The organism is Methylophaga sp. UBA2496 (assembly GCF_002341635.1).
Classification (GTDB): domain Bacteria; phylum Pseudomonadota; class Gammaproteobacteria; order Nitrosococcales; family Methylophagaceae; genus Methylophaga.
In genome coordinates this window covers 11,245-36,450 of sequence record NZ_DDOK01000008.1, presented here as the reverse complement: position 1 = coordinate 36,450, position 25,206 = coordinate 11,245, and the positions used below count along the sequence as shown (strand labels likewise).

Sequence of the window (25,206 nt, the reverse complement as noted above, 5' to 3'; positions counted from 1 at the left end):
ACCGTGATAGACAAAGATGGCTTCAGAGCCAATGTGGGGATTATCCTCTGCAATGACCTTAACCAGGTGTTGTGGGCGCAACGTGCTCAGCATGATTCATGGCAGTTTCCCCAGGGTGGCATTAAAACCAATGAAACGCCGGAGCAGGCCGCCTTCCGTGAATTGACGGAAGAAATTGGTCTGGGCCGTGAACATGTTGAGCTGTTGGCTACTACCCGGGGATGGTTGCGTTATCGCTTGCCCAAGCGTTATTTAAGGTATGGCAACAAACCCTTGTGTATCGGTCAGAAGCAGCGCTGGTTCCTCATGCGTTTTACCGGTGATGAAGCCGATGTCAGACTGGATCTGCATGAAAAACCCGAGTTTGATGATTGGCGCTGGGTAGATTACTGGACGCCCGTCGAGGAAATTGTATTTTTCAAACGGCGGGTATACGAAAAAGCTCTGCATGAATTTGCGCCACTGCTATTTCCTGAATACCGTAAACGGGCCGGTAATCGTGACCCGTCAGCTGGTTAATTCAGTTGCTTGCGAAATACGCTGGAATTACGTTGATAGTTATATAACGCCTGTTTTTGCATAGGTAAGTCACTGATTGCAGAGGGCTGAAAGCCATGTTCGATAAACCAGTGTGCAGTCTGAGTTGTCAGCACATAAAGCGTATTCCACCCTGCCGTTTTAGCCTGTTTTTCCAACACGGTCAGTAACTGTTTGCCACGGCCTTGATGACGGTAGTCTGTGGATATCGCCATGCAGGCCAATTCCGCTGCATTGTTTTCCGGATAAGGGTATAACGCAGCACAGGCGACGACCGTGCCATCACGCTCCATCACCGTGAAATGATCAATTTCCCTTTCCAGTAATTCCCGAGAACGTTTGACAAGTACTCCGCTTTGTTCCAGAGGTTGCAGTAATTCCAGAATGCCACCGACATCTTCAATATTTGCCTGACGTGTGGTTTCAAACGAAGTGGCACTGATTAACGTACCAGCACCATCCCGGCTGAATAATTCCTGCAACAAGGCACCATCAATCGAACGGTCCAGCAAATGTACCCTGGAAACACCTGCTTTACAGGCGCTGACAGCCGCACTTAATGACGGGTGATCGTAATCTTTTGCCTGTTGCAGCGTAATTTCCCGGGGCAAATGCTCATTGCTCTGACCAATAAATATAAGTTTGTCGGCTTGTAAGCGCGTGGCCGCTGCGGTGGCAATAGCCTCGGCAGATAAATTAAAGATTTCACCAGTAAGTGAATATCCCAGCGGCGGTAGCAGTACCAGATTGCCATTAGTCAATTGCTGTTGAATACCTTCAGCATCAATACGTCTGACTTCACCGGTATGTCCCAGATCAATACCATCAATAATGCCAGCGGGGCGGGCGGTGACCAGATTTCCACTGACACAGCGAATCCGTGAATCGGCCATAGGGGTGTGTGGCAGGCCAAACGAAAGTTTGGATTCAATAGCGATACGTAATTCCCCCACCACCCCACGGGCGATCTGCAGACTGGCATCATCCGTAATCCGCAGGCCACGATGATATTTCACTGCAATATTGCGTTTCTCACATTGCGCTTCGATTTGAGGCCGTGCACCAAATACCAGTACCAGTCGAATATCCAGACTATTCAGAATCGCCAGATCATGGATCAGATGATCAAAATTATCTGCTGCGACCGTTTCACCATCAAAAGCAATGACAAAAGTTGCGCCACTGTGGGCGTGAATATACGGTGCAGCCGCTCTGAACCATGAGGTTGTGGTCGCGAAATGAGCGTCTGCAGGTTGTTGTGATGATGAATTCATAATGTCTTTTTATCGTAGTCTCACCACGCTTGCCAAGTTGCGTGTAAAATCCCGTGGTTAAACTGATGTCATTCCGTTGTTGCAGTGTGTCCATCAGTCTCAATTATAGTTGGAGAAAATCAATGCCTGAATATCGTTCAAAAACTTCTACTGCTGGCCGTAATATGGCGGGCGCCCGTGCTTTATGGCGGGCCACAGGCATGAAGGATGATGATTTCAGCAAGCCTATTATAGCGATTGCGAACTCATTCACACAGTTTGTTCCGGGCCATGTTCATTTGAAAGATCTGGGTCAGTTAGTCGCGCGTGAAATTGAACGGGTTGGTGGTGTTGCGAAAGAATTCAATACGATTGCGGTCGATGATGGTATCGCTATGGGTCATAGTGGCATGCTTTACAGTCTGCCTTCACGCGAAATTATCGCCGACTCAGTTGAGTATATGGTCAATGCCCATTGTGCTGATGCGCTGGTGTGCATCTCCAACTGCGACAAGATTACCCCCGGAATGCTAATGGCAGCATTACGTTTGAATATTCCAGTAGTGTTTGTTTCCGGTGGCCCGATGGAGGCCGGTAAAACCAAATTGGCCGGGCAGGATGTCAAACTGGATCTGGTCGATGCCATGGTGCAGGCGGCAGATGATAATGTCAGTGATGAAGATGTTGCTCAGGTTGAGCGTAGTGCATGTCCAACCTGTGGTTCCTGCTCGGGTATGTTCACAGCCAACTCAATGAACTGTCTGACAGAAGCGCTTGGTTTGTCATTGCCGGGGAACGGTTCCTTGCTGGCGACTCATGCTGATCGCCGCGAACTGTTTCTGGAAGCAGGTCGGCGTATCGTCGATCTGGCAAAACGTTATTACGAAAATGATGAAGAAGATGTCCTGCCTCGTGCTATCGCCAGCAAAGCGGCATTTGAAAATGCGATTGCGCTGGATATTGCCATGGGCGGTTCCACCAACACCGTTTTGCATTTACTGGCTGCGGCGCATGAGGGTGAAGTGGATTTCACTATGGCGGATATCGACCGGATGTCCCGCAAGATTCCGAATCTATGCAAGGTAGCCCCGGCGACCAATAAGTATCACATGGAAGACGTGCATCGTGCCGGTGGTGTGATTGGCATCCTGTCTGAACTGGCTGCCGGTGGATTGTTACATACCGAAGTACCAACCGTGCACAGCAAAACGATGGCCGAAGGGCTGGCTTTGTGGGATGTGGCACGCAGTGATCACCAGCCTGCGCAATTACGTTATCTGGCCGGACCTGCCGGAATACCAACCCAAACAGCATTTAGTCAGGATTGCCGCTGGCCTTCTTTGGATCTGGATCGTGAAGAGGGTTGTATTCGTAATGTTGAGCATGCCTACAGCAAAGACGGAGGTTTGGCAGTCTTGTTTGGCAATCTGGCCGAAGAGGGCTGTATTGTCAAAACCGCTGGTGTTGATGAGTCAATACTTAAATTCTCTGGTCCGGCGCGTATCTTTGAATCGCAGGATCATGCTGTGACCGCCATTCTGACGGAACAGGTTCAAGCTGGTGACGTGGTACTGATTCGCTATGAAGGCCCGAAGGGCGGGCCGGGTATGCAGGAAATGCTGTACCCGACCAGCTATCTGAAATCCAAGGGGCTTGGCAAACACTGTGCGTTGCTGACCGATGGCCGATTCTCTGGTGGTACTTCTGGCTTATCTATTGGTCATGCCTCACCGGAAGCTGCAGAAGGCGGCAATATTGGTTTGGTAGAAGAGGGCGATATGATTCATATCGATATCCCTAATCGCAGCATTAATGTTGACTTAACCGATGCCCAGCTGGCGGAAAGACGTATTGCGATGGAACAACGCGGTGAGATGGCCTGGAAACCGGTTAACCGTGAACGTAAAGTCAGCCTTGCTCTGCAGGCTTATGCTGCTCTGACGACCTCTGCTGCCAAAGGCGCGGTACGTGATGTGGAGCAGCTGAAACGCCGCTGAGGGATTAAAAAAACTAACCACAGAGACACAGAGGGCACGGAGAAAGCTTTCGGGGGTATGTGGTTATTTTATCCGCAGATTACGCAGATTTTCGCAGATTCTTAATATGTATTTGCAGGCAATAAGCCTGCTGATACATAGCTTATTTTCTCTAACCAACGTTTTTATAATCCGCTTGTCAGCTGCCTTGTCTCTTAAATACAAGATAAACACTAAGAAAAGCGGGTAATTAATCTGCGCGAATCTGCGTAATCTGCGGATTTTTTAATAAGCCACTCAAACCAGCATGGATATCTTTTTTAAAGAAACATCTGTGCCCTCTGTGTCTCTGTGGTTATATCTAAAACCTAAATCTGCTGAGCATAAAGTTTCTGATAAATGCCGTGTTCCTGAATCAGGCTGTCATGATCTCCATCGGCGATGATTTCACCTCCATCAAATACCACAATTCGATCGGCTTGCCGAACAGCGCTTAAGCGGTGGGCAATGATTATGGTGGTGCGGTTTTTCAGGTAATCCGCCAAGGCGATATGCAGATGGTGTTCGGTATTGCTGTCCAGCGCTGAAGTAGCCTCATCAAGCACCACCACACTGGGATTCATTAGTGCCATTCTGGCTACGGCAAGGCGTTGCCGTTGGCCGCCCGAGAGCTTAACGCCGGAACGGCCAACCAAGGTATCCAGACCTTTCGGCATGGCCTGAATAACATCCTCAATCTGCGCGGTTTTTATCGCCTGCCAGATCGCTTCATCAGGATAATCGCGTCCCAGTGTAATGTTTTCCCGCACCGAGTCATTAAACAGGGCAGGATGTTGTAAAACGGTGGCCACATGCTCGCGCACGCCTTCCAGTCCTATTTCGCTGACCGGCACTTCATTGAAATACACCATGCCTTTATCGGCTGGATACAGACCCAGCAATACATTGACTAAAGTTGATTTACCGGCACCGCTGGCCCCCACCAGAGCCACTTTTTCACCGGCTTTGATATCCAGCGAAACTCCGCTGAGCACCGGATTATTTTCGTCATAACTAAAATGCAGATTTTCAATGCGGATACTGCTGGCCTGGCCTTCGATAAACGGATTGGTTTTGGCCGGATAAACCACTTCCTGTTTTAACGAAAACAATTTGTTCAGACGAGAAACCGCGGCACCGGCAGCATAGAATGCATATTGGATATTCAACACTTCCTGCACTGGTCCCATCATGAACCACAGGTAGCCAAACACCGCAAACATCTGACCGATACTCAGATCGGAAAACACCACCATCCACATGCTTACCGCGCGAAATATATCAAACCCAAACAGAAAAATAACAAAAGAAATACGATTGGCTGCATCGCTTTTCCAGGCATAGTCAGTGGCATGCGTGCGTATTCCACGAGCCCGGTCAATAACTCGCAGAAAATAATGTTTTTCACGATTGGCCGCACGGATCTGCTGAATGGCATCAAGTGTTTCGGTCAGGCTCTGTTGAAATACCTCGACTGCGGTATTTTCATTTTTTTTCAGGTGTTTAACATGTTTACCCACTCGCATGGTGAAATAAATTACCAGGGGATTCATAAACAGAATCAACAAAGCCAGTTGCCAGTGCAGAAACAGCAGTATTACTGCAGTACCGATAATGCTCAGCACTGCTACGATAAACCTACTAATGGTATTACCGATAAAGTTATCAATGACCTCAATATCGGTGACAAAATGAGAGGATATGCCACCACTGCCACGGGTTTCATATTCACTGATGGCGATTCTTCCCAGCCGTTTGATCAGCTGACGGCGAATTCGAAAGGTAATGCGTTTGGCAATGATGGTGAAATAGCGTGATTGCAACACGTTTAAAACCAATGAGGCCAAACGTAATACCAGCGTCAGGATCAACATGGCGCTGATGAAAAGAATAGGACCATGCCAGTGTTCAGGGGTAAACGAGGAAATAAATGCTACGGCGGCACCAGGCTGATTAAGCAGGACTTCATCCACCATTATCGGTAGCAGTAACGGCACAGGAACCGCACACAGAGTGGCAAACAGCGCGATCAGGTTGGCTTTTATCAGATGCTTTTTATAACTCAACGCCTGTTTGAGTATGCCTTTAAGCTGATAGCTGGTTTCTGTGCTCATGGATGTTAGTCAATTCAGTTAGGGTCTATAGGCAGCAATTTAACAGTGACTTTACCCTCCTCAGACCAATATCTGCTGGCCCTCGCTGTTAAAAAACAGCTCCGGTTGATAACCCCATATTTTCATTACTGTTTCAGGTTGAAGCACCTGCGGTGGTGATCCCTGGGCGACGAGTTCACCCTGTTGTAAAAGCCACACTTTGTCAGCATAACGACTCGCTTGGTTCAAATCATGCAAAATACTGATCACCGCAAAGCCATTTTCCTGACAAAGCGATTTTACCAAATTCAATAACTGATGTTGCTGTCCAAGATCCTGTGCTGATGTTGGTTCATCCAGTAATAACAATGGTGCCCGTTCTGCCTGTGACAGTTGTAATAATACTCTGGCCAATTGTACCCGTTGTCGTTCACCGCCCGACAGGCTGGTATAAAGCCTGTCAGAAAATTGCCAGGTATCGGTTGCCCGCATCCACTTTTGCACGGTGTGATTAATAGCATGACGATTCAGGTTGAGTGGTGTGGCACCTATGGCAACCACCTCCTGCGCTTTGAATGGAAACGATAACTGGCTGGCCTGAGGCAAAACGCCCAGATGTCGAGCCAATACGTGTCTCGGCCACTGTGGTAACGGTTTATTATGTAGACGTATCTGTCCGGTACTTGCGGGCCACTCACCACAGATGGTTTTAATTAAACTGGATTTACCTGCACCATTAGGACCTAACACCGCAATTAACTCGCCGGAAATCAAACTGGCTGCGGGCAAATTCAGAATTTGGCGGTGTTCCTGTTGAACAAGCAGATTTTCGATAGTGAGCATAGGCAGGCTTATAAGGTACTGAGTCGTTTACGTTGCTGGATCAGCAAAAATGCAAAGAATGGCGCACCGATTAATGCGGTCACCAAACCTACTGGTAATTCCGCCGGAGCCAGCAACACTCTGGCACCAATATCTGCCATCAGTAATAAAACCGCTCCTGTCAGCGCGGATAATGGCAGCAATAAACGGTGATCCGGGCCCATGGTCATACGCACCAGATGGGGCACCACCAGACTGATAAAGCCGATAATGCCGGTGGCTGAAACGGCAATGCCAATGCCGATTGCGGTGACCACAATCAATTGCAGTTTTAATTTCTCGACATTGATGCCCAGATGGCGGGCTTCGGCTTCGCCCAGCAGAAAGGCATTTAATGCTGGTGCCTGAGTTTGGTAAAACAATAAAAGGCAAAGGCAGGTCATTGCGGACAGCCAGATAGATGTATTGTTTGCGCCGTTCAGCGTACCCATACCCCATAAGGTCAGCTCGCGTAACGCCATATCATTGGCGATATAGGTCATAAAACCAATGATTGCCCCGCTAAAAGCCGCTATGGCAACGCCAGCCAGCAACAGAATCAATACCGAAGTCTCCCCATTTTGAGATTGCGCCAGCCGATACACCAGTAAGGTGGTTATCAAACCGCCCAGAAATGCCGCTACAGGTGTTGTCAGATAGCTGAGCGAAGCCGGTAACAATACGATGGCAATGGCCGCGCCAAGTCCTGCGCCAGAAGAGACGCCAATAATGCCGGGATCAGCTAATGGGTTACGGAATAGTCCCTGGGTGACAGCACCACAAAGGGCTAATAACGCACCGATAAAGATAGCGAGTAAAGTTCGTGGCCAGCGTAACTCCCAGATAATGGCGGTTTGAAAGGCATTTAACTGACTCAGTTCACTGCCGAAAAACTTATCTAGTATGCTCAATAAGCTTTGTTTTGCAGGCAAGGTCATTGGACCCAGCATGATCGATAACAACACCGTTACCAGCAATAACATGACCATCATCAGCCAGATGCTTCGGCGCCAGCCATGCAAGCTGGCAGGTAAATATTTGGCATAACTCATCGTGCTGAGGAATAAATAATGGCTGCCAGCTGATCGGCCTGTTTTACCGCAGTTATGCTCAGTCCTGCGATTAACTTACTGGCATCAATACTGATAATGCGCCTGGTTTGGCCGGCAGCAGTATTTTTCAGCAAAGGATAGCGAGACAACAGCTGCTCCGTTTCCGGTGCGCGATTACTGCGGTTTCCAACCAGAATGACATCGGGATTCATTGCCAGAACAGATTCCAGCGACACTGACTGATAACCATTAAATTCGCTGATATTTTGACCATCAAGCACATTGATGAGGGCATGACCAACCGTGTCACGTCCAGCCTGTGATAATCCCCGATCATTCAAATCCAGCAGAAACACCATTTTTAAATTTGATCCATTGAGATGATCGGTGATCGCGGTTTCCATTCGCTGAATATCGACGATTAATTGCTGACCGGTTTTTTCGCGATCCAGTGCTTTGGCTAAGTACTGAATATTACTGCGAAGGTCCGCAATGGTTTGCGGACTGTTGAGCTGGATAAAGTTAATCTGTGCATTTTGAATGGCTTTTACAGTGGGAGCAGGCCCTGTATGGTCGCTGCCCACAATCAGATCCGGTTGTAAGGATAAAATCGCTTCGGCCGACAACGCACGGTGATAGCCGAGTTGTTTAACATGATGACTTTTGAGTAATGGCTCACTGGTGATATCGGTGGCGATAATGTTGGAGCCAACCCCCAAGGCCAGCAAAATTTCTGTGGCATTGCTATCAACACTGATGATTTTTTTATCGGCATGAACCGGCTCAGCCATCGTAATTTGAGCCGTTAACAGTAATAAAACGCCGTAAAATAGTTTTCTCATATTAAGACGAGAAAATGTAGATTGAGACATGAATAGCTCCAAGCAGGGTAAATCAGTTTCGGGCTCGTTATTGAAGAACGCCATGAGCAAATGCAGAAGTTTAACCACAAATAAATAATTTGTTAAGTTAAATCTAAATGATAATCGTTATTATTTGCATGTTGTGTGAGGTGTGATAATTTTCCCAGCCGATGCAGTAACTCTCATCTGCAAATCAACTTTTTGAACGTTAAGGCGATCTTTACTGAGGAAAAAATGAACACACAATGTAAAACCCTCCCTACCCTGATTCAGTCTGTGCTTTTGCTTAGTCCGCTATTGGTGTCAACCAGTCACGCCCAAACGCCTTTGCAAATGGAAGAAATCAAGATCACTGCAACACGTAATGCAGAACAGCAAGACTTGCAGAGTCGCAATATCACGGTCATTGATAAAGCTGAATTGGATCAGGTTCAGGCGACTTCTGTGCCACAGACGGTAGCTCATCTGCCCAATGTCACGCTGAGTGGTGGGCCAAGGGAAGATGTTCAGAATGTGAATATCCGTGGTTTGGGAGATAACCAGGTATTACAGCTGGTGGATGGGGTCCGACAAAACTTTATGTCAGGCCATCGCCCGACCTATTTTCTGGATCCGGAATTAATCAAAAATGTCGAAGTAGTGAAAGGACCGAGCAGCGCGTTGTGGGGGTCAGGTGCCCTGGGCGGCGTAATTTCACAAAACACCATTCATGCGGCTGATTTGCTGGGAACCAGTGATTTTGGCGGTTTTATCAAGCAGGGTTATCACAGCAACAGTGATAAATGGTTGACCACCTCAGCACTGGCTGGACGAGGTGATAATCTCGACTGGCTGGTTTCTGGTTTTTATCGTGATGGTAATGACCTGGAACTGGGCAATGGGAAGAATCTCGAGGGTTCTGCATCACGTGATAAAGGTTTGATGGCGAAAGTAGACTGGTTTATTGATGATGCACAAACCGCGACATTTAATCTGCGAACTTCCGAGGTGAATGGCGAGATTCCTTCGAATGGAGCAGCCAATGTGGGATCCTCTAATTTTATGATTCACCGCGAAAATCAGACTGATCATGCTGCAGTGGATTATCGTCTGAATCCAGACAGTAACTGGCTTAATGCCCAGCTGATGCTGTACTGGAACAATACCGAAATGCAGGAATATCGCTTATCAGATCGACGTGCTGATCGGACTGAGATCGAAACGCTTGGCTTAAATCTGAATAACCGAACTGAGCTGGGTGACATTAGTTTTATCTATGGTGTGGATGGCTATCAGGATAAGTTAACTAGTAGCCGTGCTGGGTTAAATCGTCCTACACCGCCAAATGCCACAACCGAAGTTTGGGGAGCATTTACCGAAGTTCATATTCCGTTTGCCGAAGCTTGGCGACTAGAACTTGGCAGTCGTTATGATTATTTCAGCACTGAAGCAAAAAATTTAAATAATGATCGTAGTGATAAAGCGTTTTCACCTTCAGTCGCTTTAGTGTGGCAAACCACAGATAAGTTGAATCTGACCTTACGTTATGATGAAGCTTTCAGGGCACCAACTGCTGAAGAGCTTTATACAACCGGAACACATTTTTGTATTACTTCCACTGCCTGTAATACCTTTATTCCCAATGCTGATCTGAAACCAGAAGAATCTCAAAATATTGAATTCATTGCTGACTTTAATACGCAGAATGTTTTTACTCAACAAGATCGCTTTGGCATCAATGGGGCATTGTTTTATAACAATATTGATAATTTTATTGAGCAAACAGTTGATAACCCTGTTTTCTCAGCTTTACCTTTTCCACCTTTTTTCAGTGTAGATGCTGGTCATACCACTTATAACAACGTTGATGAGGCTCGTTTAAAAGGCTTTGAGCTAACATTTAACTATGGTCTAAATGATTTTAATGCTGCATTGTCGTACGGACAGACCCGTGGTGAAGATAAACAGACTGGTGAGAAACTGAGCGGTATCCCAGCAGATAAATGGGTATTGGATCTGAGTCAGCGCTTTATCAATCGCAGTGTTAAAACAGGTCTAAGAGTCAGTCATGTTGAAACTCAGAACCGAACTCCCTCCGGAGATAGCCGTGATTATGATCGCTATACTCTGGCCGATATTTATGCGACATGGGAACCAGTTACCATGCCCAACCTAAAACTTGATCTCAGCGTGAATAATCTGACCGATCAATATTACCGTGTGGCCTTTCAGGAGCTTTATATGCCGGGACGTGATGTAAGATTAGCCGTACGCTATCAGTTCTAATGCGGAGTAGATTTATGCAACAGGAACCAGCAGTAACAGCAGTCTCAATAATGCCGGGACAAAATGCGCAACAATTACTGGAACAGATTAGCGATTGGGGTTCGATGACCACGATAGTGATTCATGGTGGTAGTGTATTCGAATTTACCGGTCCTTTTCCAAAAGCAACAGTGGCAGAAGGATTCTATAACCTTAAAGCTGACAGTAACGGTTTTCATGGCCATCTTAATCTGCAGAAAGTTGAGCAAATCAGCTTTCAGACCAAACCCCATCGAGGTCGCGAGAGTTATGCCTTTGTGTTTGAGGATGTAAACAGTGAAGTGATCTTTAAAGTGTTTCTCGGTCGCGATGAACGAGGTGAATTAATCGCATCACAACGCGAAAAGTTTTATCAGTTAATGCAGCAATATCAGCTGTCAGGACATTCCGATGAAGAATAAAGGTTTGGAACAACAGATCAGCGATGAAATCATGATGATGGTCAACAGCCGTAAAACGTTAATGCTGTCGACGCTTGATGAAAATAATCACCCTTATGCATCCTATGCAGCATTTGCGGTAGGACGTGATTGTCTCTATGTATTACTCAGCGATATTGCTGTGCATGGTGTGAATCTGCGGATTCATCCACAGGCATCCGTGCTGATCATCGAAGATGAGGATTCGGCTATTGAATTGTTTGCCCGGTTACGGGTGAGCTATCAGATAGAGGCGGAATGGATTCAGGTCGATTCAGATGCCTGGAATGTGGGCATCGCCTTATTAACTGAACGTCATGGGCAGCGAATTACCAATCTGAGTCAATTAAGTGATTTTCGTCTGTTTAAGCTGAAGCCGAAAGGGGGACGTTATGTGAAGGGGTTTGGCAAAGCGTATCAGATTGATGGTGGCACGCTGGCAGGTAAGAACCTTGAGCATTTGCGCGATGGCCATAAAAAACGTGAAGTGGTGGTCAAACCATCCGCATCAGAATAAAAATAGCGCTGTGAATTCACAGCGCTATTTTATGGTGTCGTTTAGAAATTCCCCCACGAGCTTTTCTTGCGCATCCTCAGGCTCGGCATAATCAGGCCAATGATTATTCCACCAAATAACACGGCGGCACCAATTAAAAACCAGTTTTTTGCATCATTGTCCTTCAGGGTATTGTTTTCAATCACGATAGACTGAATCTCATGATCAATTTGCTGCAACCGTTCCTTTAATTGACGATTTTCGTTTTCCAAAGCCACAGCATTAGAGGCTGTACGACGTATATCATCCAGCTCCTTGCTCAGGCGTTGAGCGGTCTCTTTCAGGGTCATATTTTGTTCATCAGCCTCTGAGGTTTGTGAGCTGAGTTGTGCTAATTCTTCTTTATATCCGGTGACTTCCAGTTCAAGGTTGGCAATACGCTGTTCTTTGGCGGCTAATTGTTCACGCGCGCTTGGATTATTGTTTAAATAACGTGATAACACCCAGCCTTCGATACCATCATTGGTGCGTACTTTTGAATAGCCTGAGGGATCATTTTCCAATACCGTCAGTTCGGTGCCGGATTTCAGCATTTTTCGAATACCAAACTCCAGTCCCTGGCCATTACGCATGGTAATTTCTAATTCATCTGAAACATAACGAGTTGTCTGGGCAGCACTGATCCCCGGCAGTAATATCGGAGTGGCAAAAAGCAGCAGTGTGATAATCAGTTTTTTCACGTGTGAATCCGGCATTAAATTTAAAGCGTCATTCTAGCAGAAGCTATAAGACTGATTTCAAGTGCAGATAAGAATCATTATTAGGTTTTAATATGAGTTAATGGTTTTGTCATACAAGCTTGATAGGCTGATCAGCTAATCGAATGAGGTGGTTTATGGAAAAGTTCAGAATAATGTTTTTGTGCACAGGAAACTCCTGTCGATCGCAAATGGCAGAAGGCTGGGCCAGATTTCTGGGGGGCGATGAGATTGAAGTTCGCTCTGCCGGTATTGAAGCGCATGGCCAGAATGCCCAGGCAATAAAGGTAATGGCCGAAGCCGGTATTGATATCTCACAACAGGAATCAATCCGAGTAAATGGTGAAATGCTGGAGTGGGCCGATTTACTGGTGACGTTATGTGAGAATGCTGACGAGCAATGTCCAGTGGTCAGTCCGCATACGCTACGCTTGCATTTACCCTTGACCGACCCGGCAAAGTATCGTGGTACTGAAGAAGAGATCCTTGCCGAGTTTCGACTGACCCGGGAAAAAATCAAGCAACGTGTTAATTATGTTCTGCAGCAATTAAACAAATCAGCTGTGAATGCCCGTTAAATATTAAGCCGCTTCCTGCAACTTATCTGGCTTAAATCGCCTCAGAAAAAGGCTGGCAATCTGATAGATTAAGTTGATAAAGACTGTTACCCGGAATTTTCTTCGCTTTGGATTTGGCCTTGGTGGCATGCTCTGCCAGATCCGCTTCATCAACCAGATAACTAAAATCACTAATGGTGACTGCGCCGATTGACAAGCTGAGCAATGGATAGAACACCCGTTGCCCATAGCGATCCTGCGCCTCAATGCCTCCTTGACGGAGATGTTCTTCAGTATAGAGCTCCGGATACAACAGTTCGAAATCGTGAAGCATTCTCTGGCAACGTTTCTGCCAGTCAGTGCTGTCAAATATTATAATAAAATCATCACCACCGACGTGACCGAGAAAGTCCATGTCATGATCAATGTGCTGACTGAGAATTCTGGCGGTTCTGGTGATGACTTTATCGCCCTTGTTATACCCATAGGTGTCGTTGTAGGGTTTGAAGTTATCCAAATCAAAATAACAAACCGTCGCGTGACGTTTCTGACCGATAGCCTGTTGGATATGCTCATTAAGTGGGACATTTCCAGGCAGTCCGCTCAAGGGATTGGCATAACGCGCAATCGTCAACTGTAAATCCGTTATTTGTCTTAACAAATCAATCAAACTGCCGACACCACGGTAATAGCCGTGTTCACTAATGATGAATACACTGTGTTGATGAGCTGAATTCTGACTGGTAATTTGCTGACTGAGTTTTTTCAGTGTCAGAGAGGTTTCTGCAATAATTGGCTTCTTATCCATAAACAAGCGGATAGGTTTCCGGCCATACAAGTCGCGTCCATATCGGCTGGCATAAAGGGTCAAAAATTCATCCCGCCAGACGATGCCGGCAATCGTATTGTTCTCATTCAAAACGGGTAATGCCGCCAGATTCATCTCATTTTGAAAACGCTCGCCCACATATTCAAAATCATGGTAAGTTCGAAGCGGTGTCAATTGGGTCAGCAAGCTCACCACCAGTGAATCTGAGCGTGGTACCCCCGAAGGGATTTTTTCTCTTGGTTCACGCTTGGCAAATAGCGATGCTGGCAGTTGACGCTTCGGGGTAGCTGTAGGCCGGGAAAAATAATAGCCCTGGACAAAATGCATTTCCATGGATTGTGCCACCAGATATTCTTCACGCACTTCAACGCCTTCACCGATCACACGGCAATTGCTGCTGAGGGCGATATCAATCATCGATTGCACAAACTGTTTTTTCTGCTGATCTTCATGAATATTCTGCATGAAGTGTCGATCCAGCTTGACGAAGTCAGGCTTCAATTCTGACCAGGTTCGCAGTCCCGAATAACCTGCACCTAAATCATCAATTGCGATAGAAAATCCCATATCACGATAGTGAGCAGTCGCCTCACGCATCAGATCGTAATCATCAATTGGATATTGCTCGGTTAATTCAATAACAATTTGTTCGGCGGGAATTCTGGCTTGCTTAAGAAATTTTGCCGTCAGACCATGTGGATAATCGGGTTGTAATAACGCTGACGGAATCGTGTTGATAAAAAGTTTGGCATTCAGGTCAAGTTCACCAAAACGGCTAATGGCGATTTCTCTGCACAGCAAATCCAGCTCAGCCAGGCGACCATGGCGATTCGCCGCATCAAAAAGATTTATCGGAGAATGCAAAACACTGTCTGAGGGACCACGAATCAATGCTTCATAACCATAAATCTGATTATTTTTTAATGAAACAATCGGCTGAAAGATAGGGGTGAGGGCCGCGGTGGCGAGAATGTCTTCCAATGACTTAAATTGTAATAGTTCTTCTTGAGTCATATTGAATCCGGAAATTATTTAGCCAAAGCCTTATTAGTCGGAAAAGGTCATAAGGTCAGTGATTAAAATAAAATGATGGCGCAACTTAAGCCCCATACTGAAGGGGATCAAAGTATTGCCATCGGCAGTCAGGTAATCAGTTCAAGCTGTTTTGGTAGGCATTCATCGCTTGTTTTAAGACATTCATCGCTTCCTGATGATCAGCAAAGCCTTGAGCTTCCATGCCGCCATTTGGGCCTTTGTAATTTTCAAACCAGAGACGGACGATTTCAGAAACCGCCGGAAATTCTTTGTCCAGTTGTTGCATCGACTCAACGTTAGCAAAAGGACTATCTTCGGTAATAACAGCGACTAATTTGTCATCCTGCTCACCGTCATCCAGCATTTTTAATACACCTATCAAACGTACTGACAAAACCTCACCGCGAGGGATAGACTGGCCCAATACCAAAACATCCAACGGGTCACCATCACCCCCAAGCTCTTTTGGCATTGCGGTGCCGGGGATGGTGCCGTAATTTCCCGGGTAACCCAGGTAATTCACGATACGTGGTTTGTCATCTTTTAATTCCCAGATAACTTCCTGAGTGTTGTCTTTATTCATTTCCCATTTTGCAGATGTACCGGTCGGAATTTCGATCAGAGCATTCACTTCGCCTGCGACATTAATGGCGGAAACCGCCATTAAGTCCTGGTTTGAAGATAACGTGAACGAATCTTTAAGCTGCATGGAATGACTATGATTAATGGCTTTGTCAAAACTCAGACCGGCACCGGTCATTTGTTTTTTATAGCGCAGCATATAATCCACTTTCTTATTGGCACGAAACAGTTTTTCAAATTCCTTTTTATCAAAACCTTCATACTGACCCATTCTGGAAGCAGACATGCCAATACCGCCGACATTGTCAGATTTCACCGCTAAAATAGCGTCACTGACGTCTTTAACGGCTTTTTTATAGCCCTTCATTGAATTTAAGTCGTATTGGCTTAAATCGACTTTGTTGTAAATTTCTTTCCCCCAGTAAAACTCAACAAAATTGATGGCTGGTTTGGGTTTATCCCAGACAATTTCACGGGAAAAATAAACCAGTGAGCGATATAAGTTGTTATGGAAGTTTTCCAGACCAAGACTTTCTGGCAATGCACTACGATCAATTGGTTCAAACTTATCGTCATACAACCATAAGTTGTTTTCTGCCTGCATCTTGCTCCAGAAATCATCCATCGAGGTTAGATCACGATAATCGTCAGCAACCACAACATGCACTTCAAAATTGGCACCGCCATCCGGCATATGCCAGAACACGTTGAACGTATGATGACCATCGGTCAGATATAAACCATTATCGGGGCCTATCACCACTGTTTTCATATCTTTCGTGGCTGTACCAACGGGATCGGTACATTCAAATGAGCTGGCAACAGCGACATTGGATTTTGAGGAATAGTCTTTAATGGCCTTCTGGCCATTGGCTTCACAGATTTCATCAAATTTCTTTTCAGTATCGCCTTCATAACGTCCCAGTTTGTAGAAAACCTGGTCATAGCCGACAGAGGATTGTGTCGGTTTAAGCTGATGTAATTGAACCGGGATAACATCGCCTTTTTTGGCTTGGGCAAGATGATCGTCAGCAACAACCATGCTGCTGAAGAGGCTCAGGCCGGTTATCGATAACATCACTAAGCGTGACATAGCATTCATAAAGAACTCCGTGAATTTAACAGTCGTTGAACAGGTGGTATTCAAAAAAAAGCCCCACCTTTGAAGTCCAAGGTGAGGCTTTTTCTCAGGAGATATGCTGCGTCAAATTAGAACGCAACCTGACCACGGAACATAAAGGCTTCGATATCGCCTTCCAAGTCTGATGCATCATCAGATTTGATGTCCGCATCAACATAGTTCGCCATAAAGCGAATATTGTCGTTCACATACCAGTTCACACCCAAGGTCCAGATATTGCTTTCTGTTCCACGAATACCACTGGTATTTTCCAATGCTGCACTGCTATCCCAGATATCCAGTACGTCATAACGAGCAACCAGTTCCCAGGCACCAAAACCACCTTTACCTACAGGATTTTTCGGTGAGATAGTGCGCATTGCGCCACCTTTATAACCACGAGCTTCACCGGTTAAAGTGTAAGTCGCTAATGCATACCAGCCATCAGCATCAGCATCCTTGGCTTCTTTGCGGTTTAGCTGTTGCGTATAGTATTCAGCCTGTAAGGAGAAAGGCCCCATTACAGTGGCCGCTTCAAAACCGAATGTATCTGCATCTTCAGTACCACCGTAGTTCACTTGTACAGGGCGGTCATTAAAGAAGTGAATGCCAGGACGGGCACGTAAACGGCCGTTATTACTGCCTAAATTATTACCATCAAAAGTTTCTTCAAAACCAACATGGTGGTAGCTTGCACCTAAATGAACCAGTTTTTCTTTCTCTTGAATTGGAGCAAAGGTGACACGACCTGCATAACCATAATCAGAGTCTTTACCTTCCCAACCATCACTTTCAACACCTTCGCCAAGATAAGCACCACCAGTTAATGTCCAGTTTGAACCGCCGGTTGCAACAGTCAAGCCATTACGACGACCTAATGCAAATGTATTTGTAGGACCGGAACGTTCCATTGTTGAGATACGATTAGAACTGGTCAGCTCTTCCAGACCAACTGGCATCTTATGGCGGCCCAGTTTCAATTTGACGTTTTCAAAACCTTCATAACCGATAGTTGCATCAGTAAACTCAGTGGCTTCATCCTGACCATAGTTAATTTCTAACGCATAGGTCCAGTCAGTGAACATGGTGCCTTCCATACCAATACGAGCGCGGCGGAATTTTGCACCATTACCAAATTCGTCAACACTATCAACATTACGGTCAAAGTAGTTATCGTCAATAAACGCATAGTCAGCATGAATACGGCCGCCAATATTGGCAGTAAATGCTTTATCAGAAGACTCAAAATTCAAGCCTTTTTTGTCTAATGTAACGATTGAAGAAGGTTTACTATCGACCTTCGTCATGATTTCTTCTTTTTCAGCAGCAGCTTGTTCTTCTTTATCTTTAGCTGCATTCGCCAGTAATTCATAATCTTCAGCGCTGATAGTACCTTTGTCACGTAACACTTTCAGCAGGTCGACCATTGGGTCAGCCTGAACAGGTAAAACGGCTGCACCCATCAGTGCGCCGGCGATTAATAGAGATGTAGGTTTCAGTTTCAAGGGGCTATCCTCTTAGTTGATAAAACAAATCGGTCTTAAGTCCGAAGACCCGCACACCATAAGACTGGAATGTTTCAGGGTGATGATGTTTCTATTACAGTTGTGTTACATAGCAACAAAAGTGGAAATTTGTTGTTAAAACGCGACAACCTGGATAAGACAAAAATGCTTGAAAAATCAATATAAGCCCCAACCTATTGAATCATTGATATCCGTTAAGGAAAGAACATGTTCAAGTGGCTTTTTTTGCTATTTCTGCTGGTGCCGATTGCTGAAATTTACGTTTTAATTGAGGTTGGCGAAGTCATTGGCGCGGGTTGGACCATTCTGTTTGTGATTGCCACCGCAGTGTTGGGGGCCTGGTTAGTCAAGTTACAGGGGCTTGCCACTATGCAGCGTGCCCAGCAGTCAATTCGGCGAGGCGAAACACCCGCTTTGGAAATGCTGGAGGGCATGACTTTATTTATAAGTGGTTTTCTCTTGCTGATTCCGGGATTTGTAACTGATGCTGTTGGCTTCTTATTACTTATTCCAACGTTACGACGTGCTTTGCTACTGAAATTAATTCGTAACAGCAATGTGCTATTCCGTCAGCAATGGTCGGCACGTAGTCGCTATTCACAAACGGATGACATCATTGAAGGCGAAGTCATTAAGGATGACGAACAGCGCAATATTCGTTGATGCTGATAAATCAAGCAATTCACTGCATTTGACAGTTTTTTCAGAAATTTTTTAACGCAGGCACTTGAAGTTTGTTCTGGCAGCCCCATTAAAGGGGTTCCTGGAATTTTCTTGGTCATTTTTTGTTACTTTTGGAGGATAAAACTAATGAACCTTCGTCCCCTTCATGATCGTGTGATTGTTCGTCGCATGGAAGAAGAAACTACCTCTGCTGGCGGAATTGTCATTCCTGACAATGCAGCAGAAAAACCATCCCGTGGCGAAATTATCGCAGCGGGTAACGGCAAACCTACCGATTCTGGTGACGTCCGTCCTCTGGCTGTTAAAGTCGGTGACAAAGTGCTGTTTGGCAAATATGCCGGCACTGAAGTCAAAGTGGAAGGCGAAGAACTGCTGGTAATGCGTGAAGACGATATCGTTGCTGTGATCGAAGCTTAAGCGCTTCCCGACGATTTCACATCTGGTTACGTTAAACATAGCTATAAAGAGGAATTAAAATGGCTGCTAAAGAAGTCAAATTTGGCGCTGATGCGCGCCAGCTAATGGTCAAAGGCGTTAACACGCTGGCTAATGCGGTAAAAGTGACATTAGGACCGAAAGGTCGCAATGTTATTTTGGACAAAAGCTACGGTGCACCCACCATTACTAAAGATGGTGTTTCTGTTGCCAAAGAAATTGAGCTCGAGGATAAATTCGAGAATATGGGCGCCCAAATGGTGAAAGAGGTTGCTTCGCAAACGTCTGATGCTGCCGGTGACGGTACCACGACTGCTACCGTTCTTGCTCAAGCTATCTTGCGTGAAGGCATGAAATCAGTCACAGCGGGTATGAACCCCATGGATCTGAAACGCGGTATCGACAAGGCAGTGACTGCAGCAGTTGATGAACTGAAAAAAATGTCATCACCTTGTGATGATGACAAGGCTATCGCCCAAGTCGGTACGATCTCTGCCAACTCTGACAAATCAGTTGGTGACATCATTGCTGAAGCAATGAAAAAAGTCGGTAAAGAAGGTGTTATCACGGTTGAAGACGGTCGTGGCTTTGAAAATGAACTCGACGTTGTTGAAGGTATGCAGTTTGACCGTGGCTACCTGTCTCCCTACTTTGTCAACGAACAGCAAACCATGTCAGCCAACCTGGATGACCCTTACGTTCTGCTGTACGACAAAAAAATCTCTAACATCCGTGAACTGCTGCCAACATTGGAAGCTGTCGCTAAGTCCAGCCGTCCGTTGCTGATCGTTTCAGAAGATGTTGAAGGCGAAGCGTTGGCGACTCTGGTTGTGAATAACATGCGTGGTATCGTTAAAGTCTGTGCTGTTAAAGCACCTGGATTTGGTGATCGTCGTAAAGCGATGTTGGAAGATATCGCTGTGTTAACCGGCGGTACGGTTATTTCGGAAGAAGTTGGCCTGAATCTGGAAAAAGTTACCCTTGACGATCTGGGTCAGGCGAAGAAAATTTCTGTCAGCAAAGAAAACACCACTATTATTGATGGTGCTGGTCGTGCTGATGAAATCACCGCGCGTGTTGAGCAGATTCGTGCACAGATTGCTGATTCATCTTCAGACTACGACAAAGAAAAACTGCAGGAACGCGTGGCTAAATTAGCCGGTGGTGTTGCCGTTATTCGTGTAGGTGCTGGCTCTGAAATTGAGATGAAAGAGAAAAAAGCGCGTGTTGAAGATGCGTTACATGCCACACGTGCTGCGGTTGAAGAAGGCGTAGTTGCTGGTGGTGGTGTGGCTTTGGTCCGTGCCGAAGTGAGCCTGGGCGAGCTGAAAGGTGACAATCTGGATCAGGATGCTGGTATTGCTATTGCACGTCGTGCAATGCAGGAACCTTTGCGTCAAATCGTCACCAACTCTGGCGATGAAGCATCTGTTGTCTTGAATGAAGTCGTTGCCGGTAAAGGTAACTATGGTTACAACGCTGCGACTGGTGAATATGGCGACATGATTGAAATGGGTATTCTGGATCCAACTAAAGTCACGCGTACTGCATTACAAAATGCCGGCTCGGTTGCGGGTCTGATGTTGACCACTGAAGCCATGATTGCTGAATTACCTAAAGATGAAGCGCCTGCAATGCCTGATATGGGCGGCATGGGCGGCATGATGTAATTTATTACATCTGTTAATTCAGCTTTTAGCACAAACAAAAGCCCTGCCTCGATAGAGGTGGGGCTTTTTATTAGGTGTTTAGCAATGACTTTATCAAGGATGCAACGTATTCCAAAAAGGTATCAGCATCAAACTGAGTACAAAGAGCACTAACAACAGAACGCCTATAAAGCGAAATGGGTGTTGCAAAATGGATTGGAAAAAACCGGGGATTTCACCACTGGCACGCAGTGATTCGTATTGCTGACGTTGTTCAATGGCCCGTTTGGCCTGATATTCATCCAAAATGGCTTTGGCAAGCGGTAGCTGATTGTCGTTGACCAGCCAGATAGCGGCAACACCTAAGCCAAAGAATCCGGCATGAGTTTCGTAAAAGGCAAAGCCTTTGTCATCCAGTAATTGCCGAACGTCTTCAGCTTCGTCTTCAGGCACATTATTAAGTCGGAAAAGTAAAGTCGCCATAGTCGTCCCTGTCTGTTAGCGCAATGTGAAGTCTGTCATACCTTAATCAATCTGTGTCGCCGCGGTATCTTATGCGTTTTGCAATTGGTTGGCAAAATCATGATTCACGTCACGATGCTTTGCCTCATCATCTCTTACTACCAATATAACATCACGCAAACGGGCCTCTGCAGGCAGATTCCAGTAATCAATGGCAACTTGCGGTGCGGCTACATTTTCGTATTTTCCCGCGTCAATTCCGGCCAGATATTCGCTGTAGCTGTATACCGCTTCCTCCTCTAAATAGCCCACAATTCGGTGCGCAACACGAGATGAAAACAGGTAAAGAATAAAGAACAAATTATAAAACACACCCTGGGCAATAATGATCAATACGCGTTCCAGCCAGCTGGGTTTGGCAATATGTACAAAGGTCAGCAAATGCATACGTTCATTGTCAGCTTCCTCCAGCAAGGTGCTGATCCAGCCATCATCATCCTGCATTCGACGTAATGAACGAAGGTGTTGTAAGGCTCCGCCAACCATACCTGGAACAGCAGCAACCGTTTCCAGTACGACAGCACGATGTCCATAGCGACCCGAAAAAAACACGTCAGCAAAAAAACGCATAAATTTAACAATTGCCAGCGCAACGCGATCTGAAACGCATTCCGGTGTGTGGTGCGGAGCGCTATTTCTTGTGCTGTCCATCATGGTCTCCTTTGACGAGACGGAAGTTAATAAGGTGATAGCAAAATGTAAGTTAGAGATGCGTGAAAATTTCGTTCTTCTGCCATCGCGATAGTCTAAATGTTCTGTTAGTTTAGACACATTTTCAGATACTGTGCATCGCGAAATCAAATGAGGCAAGCATGACACCACCACTCAGTGACCATTGGCAATCGATTTTGCAAAATAAACAAAATCTGCTGCATTCTGCCATGACAGTATTAGCGGCCAGTGAATACGTAATGAATCAGGGCGACAGACAACCACAACGTCTGATTGAGTTGTTTCAAAGCGGTGATTTGGAAATGGCCTATGAGGGGGATGGTTATCAGCAACGCTTGCAATCCCGACTTGCTGAGGTAAATGACGAGGCATCTTTACATCAGCAGCTTCGAATCTTTCGCCAGCGTGAAATGGTACGCATTATCTGGCGGGATTTAAGTGGTTGGGCGGATCTGGCTGAGACAGTGCGTGAGTTGACTGCATTGGCTGATTGCTGTGTTGAGCAAGCACTGAACAAGCTTTATCAATGGCAAACTCAGCTGTTAGGGACACCATTGGATGAGCATGGTAAAGCACAACAATTAATTGTTTTAGGTATGGGGAAGATGGGGGCAGGAGAGCTCAACCTGTCTTCTGATATCGATTTGATTTTTACCTACCCTGCTGAAGGCGAAACGCAAGGCGCCAGAAAAAGCCTGACCAATGAAGAGTTTTTTACGCGGTTGGGTCGTAAGCTGATTCAGGCTTTAGATAATGTCACAGTCGATGGCTTTGTGTTCCGGGTGGATATGCGGTTACGTCCTTTTGGAGATAGCGGTTCATTGGTGGCCAGTTTTGATGCAATGGAGGAGTACTACCAGACGCAAGGCCGTGAATGGGAACGTTACGCGATGATTAAAGCAAGACCCGTTACCGGCACCGAACAGGATAGAAAAGCCATCACTGAGCTGTTACGTCCATTTGTATATCGACGTTATCTTGATTACGGCATGTTTGATTCATTACGGGAAATGAAATCAATGATTGCTGGCCAGCTACATCTGAAAGGAATGGAAGATAATATTAAATTAGGTGCTGGTGGAATTCGTGAAATCGAGTTTATCGGTCAGGTATTTCAATTAATCTATGGCGGACGGGATAAATCTTTGCAACAACGGCCGATCCTGACAATTCTGGAGTTATTGGCTGACAGAAAATTATTGTCAGGTTATGCGATAACGGCGTTAAAAGAGGCCTATGTATTTTTGCGGCACACTGAGCATCGTATTCAGGCCTGGGCCGATCAGCAGACTCATTTATTGCCCAAGGACAGTGAAGCACAAACCAGGCTGGCCAACAGCATGGGCTTTGCAAACTGGGCTGGTTTTATCAAAACATTGAATGAACATCGCCAGCAGGTGCATGAACATTTCGAGCAGTTGCTTACCGCCCCGCAGGCTGATGATGATAAAGCCGAGACCATTGCTTTACTAACCGCAGGTGAATCTGAAGTTATTGCTTATCTGGAAAAATGGGGATATGACGATCCACAGCAGTCACAGCTAATCATTGAAAATTTACTTGAGCAAAACAGCGTCAAAAAGCTTAGTCACACAGGACGTGGCAGATTAAAAAAACTTCTGCCATTACTTGTCCAGGCGGCAGCTGGAACCGAACAACCGGATATCTGTTTGAAACGAATGATGCCACTTTTAGAGTCCATCATGCGGCGTTCTGCCTATATGTCACTGTTAGTCGAGAATACGCTGGCCCTGTCGCAATTGGTCAAATTATGTGCGGCAAGTCCATTAATCAGCCATCAATTGGCGCGTTACCCCGTCCTGCTGGATGAACTGTTGGATCCCCGAACATTATACGAAGTGCCTGGCCGGGAACAGCAAAAAGCTTTATTGGAACAGTTCTTATCTGTTGCTGAAGAGACCGATCTTGAACAGCAAATGAATTTATTGCGCGAATTCAGGCAGATTGCCACCTTACATGTCGCGGCTGCTGATGTGACTGAGGTTCTTCCATTAATGCGCGTGGGAGATCAGTTGAGCGAACTGGCGGAAATTCAGTTAGAACGCGTATTGCAATTGGCCTGGTTATATCTGAGTAGTCGTCATGGCTTGCCTCCGGGCGCAGATGCAAATGATATGTCGTGCTGTGGTTTTAGTGTGATTGCCTATGGAAAATTAGGTGGATTGGAACTGGGCTATGGTTCGGATCTGGATTTGGTATTTGTATTCGATGATGCCCGTGAAGGCACCACCGATGGTGATAAGCCGGTTGATGTAATGGTGTTTTATACACGGCTGGCCCAGCGCATGATCCATTTGTTGAACACCGTCACCTCCGGTGGCGTGCTTTATGAAGTGGATATGCGCCTACGACCCAGAGGTAATTCTGGTTTATTGGTGAGTCCGATCTCCGGTTTTGCAGATTATCAGCAAAATGAAGCCTGGACCTGGGAACATCAGGCCCTGGTCAGAGCGAGATGTGTCGCAGGCGATAAAAAATTGACAGAACAGTTCAGTAACATTCGGCAGCAAGTTTTGTCCAAGCCTCGCGAAGAGTCAGATCTGGCGAAAGAAGTCAGCGAAATGCGCCAGAAAATGCGGCAGCAACTGGATAAGTCTGCAGAAGGCCTTTTTGATCTCAAGCAGGGTATAGGTGGTATCACTGATATTGAATTTATGGTGCAATATGCTGTGCTGGCCTGGTCATCAAGCTTGCCTGATCTAATGGTTTACACCGATAATATCCGGATTTTGGATGCATTGGTGGCGACCGGCAGACTCAGTCAGCAGGAAGGATCTATGCTAGCGGATGCCTATCGTTATTATCGTAGCGAAGCAAATCATTGTGTCCTGCAGGAACAACCGGCAGTGCTGCCGGTGGCCAAAGTGGCCGATTTTCAGCAACAAGTAAAAACAATTTGGCAGCGCTGGTTAAACTAAATAAA

General features: G+C 46.0%; 21 protein-coding genes. 10 read left to right on the top strand and 11 right to left on the bottom strand.

What is annotated here, in order from left to right; translation table 11 throughout:
• Window positions 1–3: 3 nt before the first annotated feature.
• Window positions 4–519: an RNA pyrophosphohydrolase gene (locus tag B2W60_RS12275; RefSeq protein ID WP_292361215.1), complete on the top strand. Its 516-nt coding sequence runs from the start codon at window positions 4–6 to the stop codon at window positions 517–519.
• Here B2W60_RS12275 and argA read toward each other — a convergent pair.
• A complete protein-coding gene (argA, locus tag B2W60_RS12270; RefSeq protein WP_292361214.1) occupies window positions 516–1,811 on the bottom strand; it encodes an amino-acid N-acetyltransferase in 1,296 nt (431 codons plus the stop codon). The genes B2W60_RS12275 and argA overlap by 4 nt on opposite strands.
• Window positions 1,812–1,933: 122 nt before the next feature.
• Here argA and ilvD point away from each other — a divergent pair, with 122 nt between their 5' ends.
• The gene (ilvD, locus tag B2W60_RS12265; RefSeq protein ID WP_292361213.1) at window positions 1,934–3,787 is read left to right on the top strand and encodes a dihydroxy-acid dehydratase; all 1,854 of its coding nucleotides are present in this window, start codon (window positions 1,934–1,936) and stop codon (window positions 3,785–3,787) included.
• A gap of 347 nt (window positions 3,788–4,134) precedes the next feature.
• Here ilvD and B2W60_RS12260 read toward each other — a convergent pair whose 3' ends face one another.
• The 4 genes from B2W60_RS12260 to B2W60_RS12245 are packed head-to-tail and all read right to left on the bottom strand — an operon-like array spanning window position 4,135 to window position 8,683.
• Entirely contained in the window at window positions 4,135–5,919 is a 1,785-nt protein-coding gene (locus B2W60_RS12260) for an ABC transporter ATP-binding protein (RefSeq protein ID WP_292361212.1), read from the bottom strand.
• A 60-nt stretch (window positions 5,920–5,979) separates the two neighbouring features.
• Complete coding sequence (locus tag B2W60_RS12255; protein WP_292361211.1) at window positions 5,980–6,741, bottom strand: heme ABC transporter ATP-binding protein; 762 nt, start codon at window positions 6,739–6,741, stop codon at window positions 5,980–5,982.
• A gap of 8 nt (window positions 6,742–6,749) precedes the next feature.
• Window positions 6,750–7,811: a FecCD family ABC transporter permease gene (locus B2W60_RS12250; RefSeq protein WP_292361210.1), complete on the bottom strand. Its 1,062-nt coding sequence runs from the start codon at window positions 7,809–7,811 to the stop codon at window positions 6,750–6,752.
• Window positions 7,808–8,683 (bottom strand): heme/hemin ABC transporter substrate-binding protein, encoded by an 876-nt coding sequence (locus B2W60_RS12245; RefSeq protein ID WP_292361209.1) that lies wholly within the window; start codon window positions 8,681–8,683, stop codon window positions 7,808–7,810. Before B2W60_RS12245 ends, B2W60_RS12250 begins: the two co-directional genes overlap by 4 nt.
• 225 nt (window positions 8,684–8,908) lie before the next feature.
• Between B2W60_RS12245 and B2W60_RS12240 the strand changes: the two genes are divergently transcribed.
• Genes B2W60_RS12240 through B2W60_RS12230 form a run of 3 tightly spaced genes read left to right on the top strand, consistent with a single transcriptional unit; the run spans window position 8,909 to window position 11,914 of the window.
• Window positions 8,909–10,939, top strand: coding sequence for a TonB-dependent hemoglobin/transferrin/lactoferrin family receptor (locus tag B2W60_RS12240; protein ID WP_292361208.1), 2,031 nt, complete (start codon window positions 8,909–8,911; stop codon window positions 10,937–10,939).
• Between the two features lie 14 nt (window positions 10,940–10,953).
• Complete coding sequence (hutX, locus tag B2W60_RS12235) at window positions 10,954–11,379, top strand: heme utilization cystosolic carrier protein HutX (RefSeq protein WP_292361207.1); 426 nt, start codon at window positions 10,954–10,956, stop codon at window positions 11,377–11,379.
• Window positions 11,369–11,914 carry a HugZ family protein gene (locus B2W60_RS12230; protein ID WP_292361206.1) on the top strand — a complete coding sequence of 182 codons (546 nt, stop codon included), beginning with the start codon at window positions 11,369–11,371 and terminating at the stop codon, window positions 11,912–11,914. Before hutX ends, B2W60_RS12230 begins: the two co-directional genes overlap by 11 nt.
• 41 nt (window positions 11,915–11,955) lie before the next feature.
• Here the strand turns inward: B2W60_RS12230 and B2W60_RS12225 are convergent, their stop codons facing one another.
• Entirely contained in the window at window positions 11,956–12,633 is a 678-nt protein-coding gene (locus tag B2W60_RS12225; protein ID WP_292361205.1) for a TIGR04211 family SH3 domain-containing protein, read from the bottom strand.
• Between the two features lie 173 nt (window positions 12,634–12,806).
• On the opposite strand from B2W60_RS12225, the gene B2W60_RS12220 reads away from it, so the two are divergent.
• The gene (locus B2W60_RS12220) at window positions 12,807–13,229 is read left to right on the top strand and encodes an arsenate reductase ArsC (protein ID WP_292361383.1); all 423 of its coding nucleotides are present in this window, start codon (window positions 12,807–12,809) and stop codon (window positions 13,227–13,229) included.
• A 31-nt stretch (window positions 13,230–13,260) separates the two neighbouring features.
• Here the strand turns inward: B2W60_RS12220 and B2W60_RS12215 are convergent, their stop codons facing one another.
• The 3 genes from B2W60_RS12215 to B2W60_RS12205 form a co-directional block, all read right to left on the bottom strand.
• Window positions 13,261–15,051, bottom strand: a complete 1,791-nt coding sequence (locus tag B2W60_RS12215; RefSeq protein ID WP_292361204.1) for a GGDEF domain-containing protein — start codon at window positions 15,049–15,051, stop codon at window positions 13,261–13,263.
• A 136-nt stretch (window positions 15,052–15,187) separates the two neighbouring features.
• Window positions 15,188–16,756 carry a ParB-like protein gene (locus B2W60_RS12210; RefSeq protein ID WP_292361203.1) on the bottom strand — a complete coding sequence of 523 codons (1,569 nt, stop codon included), beginning with the start codon at window positions 16,754–16,756 and terminating at the stop codon, window positions 15,188–15,190.
• A 107-nt stretch (window positions 16,757–16,863) separates the two neighbouring features.
• Window positions 16,864–18,279, bottom strand: coding sequence for an OprO/OprP family phosphate-selective porin (locus B2W60_RS12205; RefSeq protein WP_292361202.1), 1,416 nt, complete (start codon window positions 18,277–18,279; stop codon window positions 16,864–16,866).
• Between the two features lie 228 nt (window positions 18,280–18,507).
• Here B2W60_RS12205 and B2W60_RS12200 point away from each other — a divergent pair, with 228 nt between their 5' ends.
• The 3 genes from B2W60_RS12200 (at window position 18,508) to groL (ending at window position 21,089) form a co-directional block, all read left to right on the top strand.
• Window positions 18,508–18,963, top strand: coding sequence for an FxsA family protein (locus B2W60_RS12200; RefSeq protein WP_292361201.1), 456 nt, complete (start codon window positions 18,508–18,510; stop codon window positions 18,961–18,963).
• 147 nt (window positions 18,964–19,110) lie between these two features.
• Window positions 19,111–19,401, top strand: coding sequence for a co-chaperone GroES (gene groES, locus B2W60_RS12195; protein ID WP_292361200.1), 291 nt, complete (start codon window positions 19,111–19,113; stop codon window positions 19,399–19,401).
• Between the two features lie 59 nt (window positions 19,402–19,460).
• On the top strand, window positions 19,461–21,089 hold the full coding sequence (gene groL / locus B2W60_RS12190) for a chaperonin GroEL (RefSeq protein ID WP_292361199.1): 1,629 nt from the start codon (window positions 19,461–19,463) through the stop codon (window positions 21,087–21,089).
• A 93-nt stretch (window positions 21,090–21,182) separates the two neighbouring features.
• On the opposite strand, the gene B2W60_RS12185 is transcribed toward groL, so the two are convergent.
• A complete protein-coding gene (locus tag B2W60_RS12185) occupies window positions 21,183–21,551 on the bottom strand; it encodes a DUF6164 family protein (RefSeq protein ID WP_292361198.1) in 369 nt (122 codons plus the stop codon).
• Between the two features lie 69 nt (window positions 21,552–21,620).
• A complete protein-coding gene (locus tag B2W60_RS12180) occupies window positions 21,621–22,241 on the bottom strand; it encodes an alternative oxidase (RefSeq protein WP_292361197.1) in 621 nt (206 codons plus the stop codon).
• 161 nt (window positions 22,242–22,402) lie between these two features.
• Between B2W60_RS12180 and glnE the strand changes: the two genes are divergently transcribed.
• Window positions 22,403–25,201: a bifunctional [glutamate--ammonia ligase]-adenylyl-L-tyrosine phosphorylase/[glutamate--ammonia-ligase] adenylyltransferase gene (gene glnE / locus B2W60_RS12175; RefSeq protein ID WP_292361196.1), complete on the top strand. Its 2,799-nt coding sequence runs from the start codon at window positions 22,403–22,405 to the stop codon at window positions 25,199–25,201.
• Window positions 25,202–25,206 lie beyond the last annotated feature (5 nt).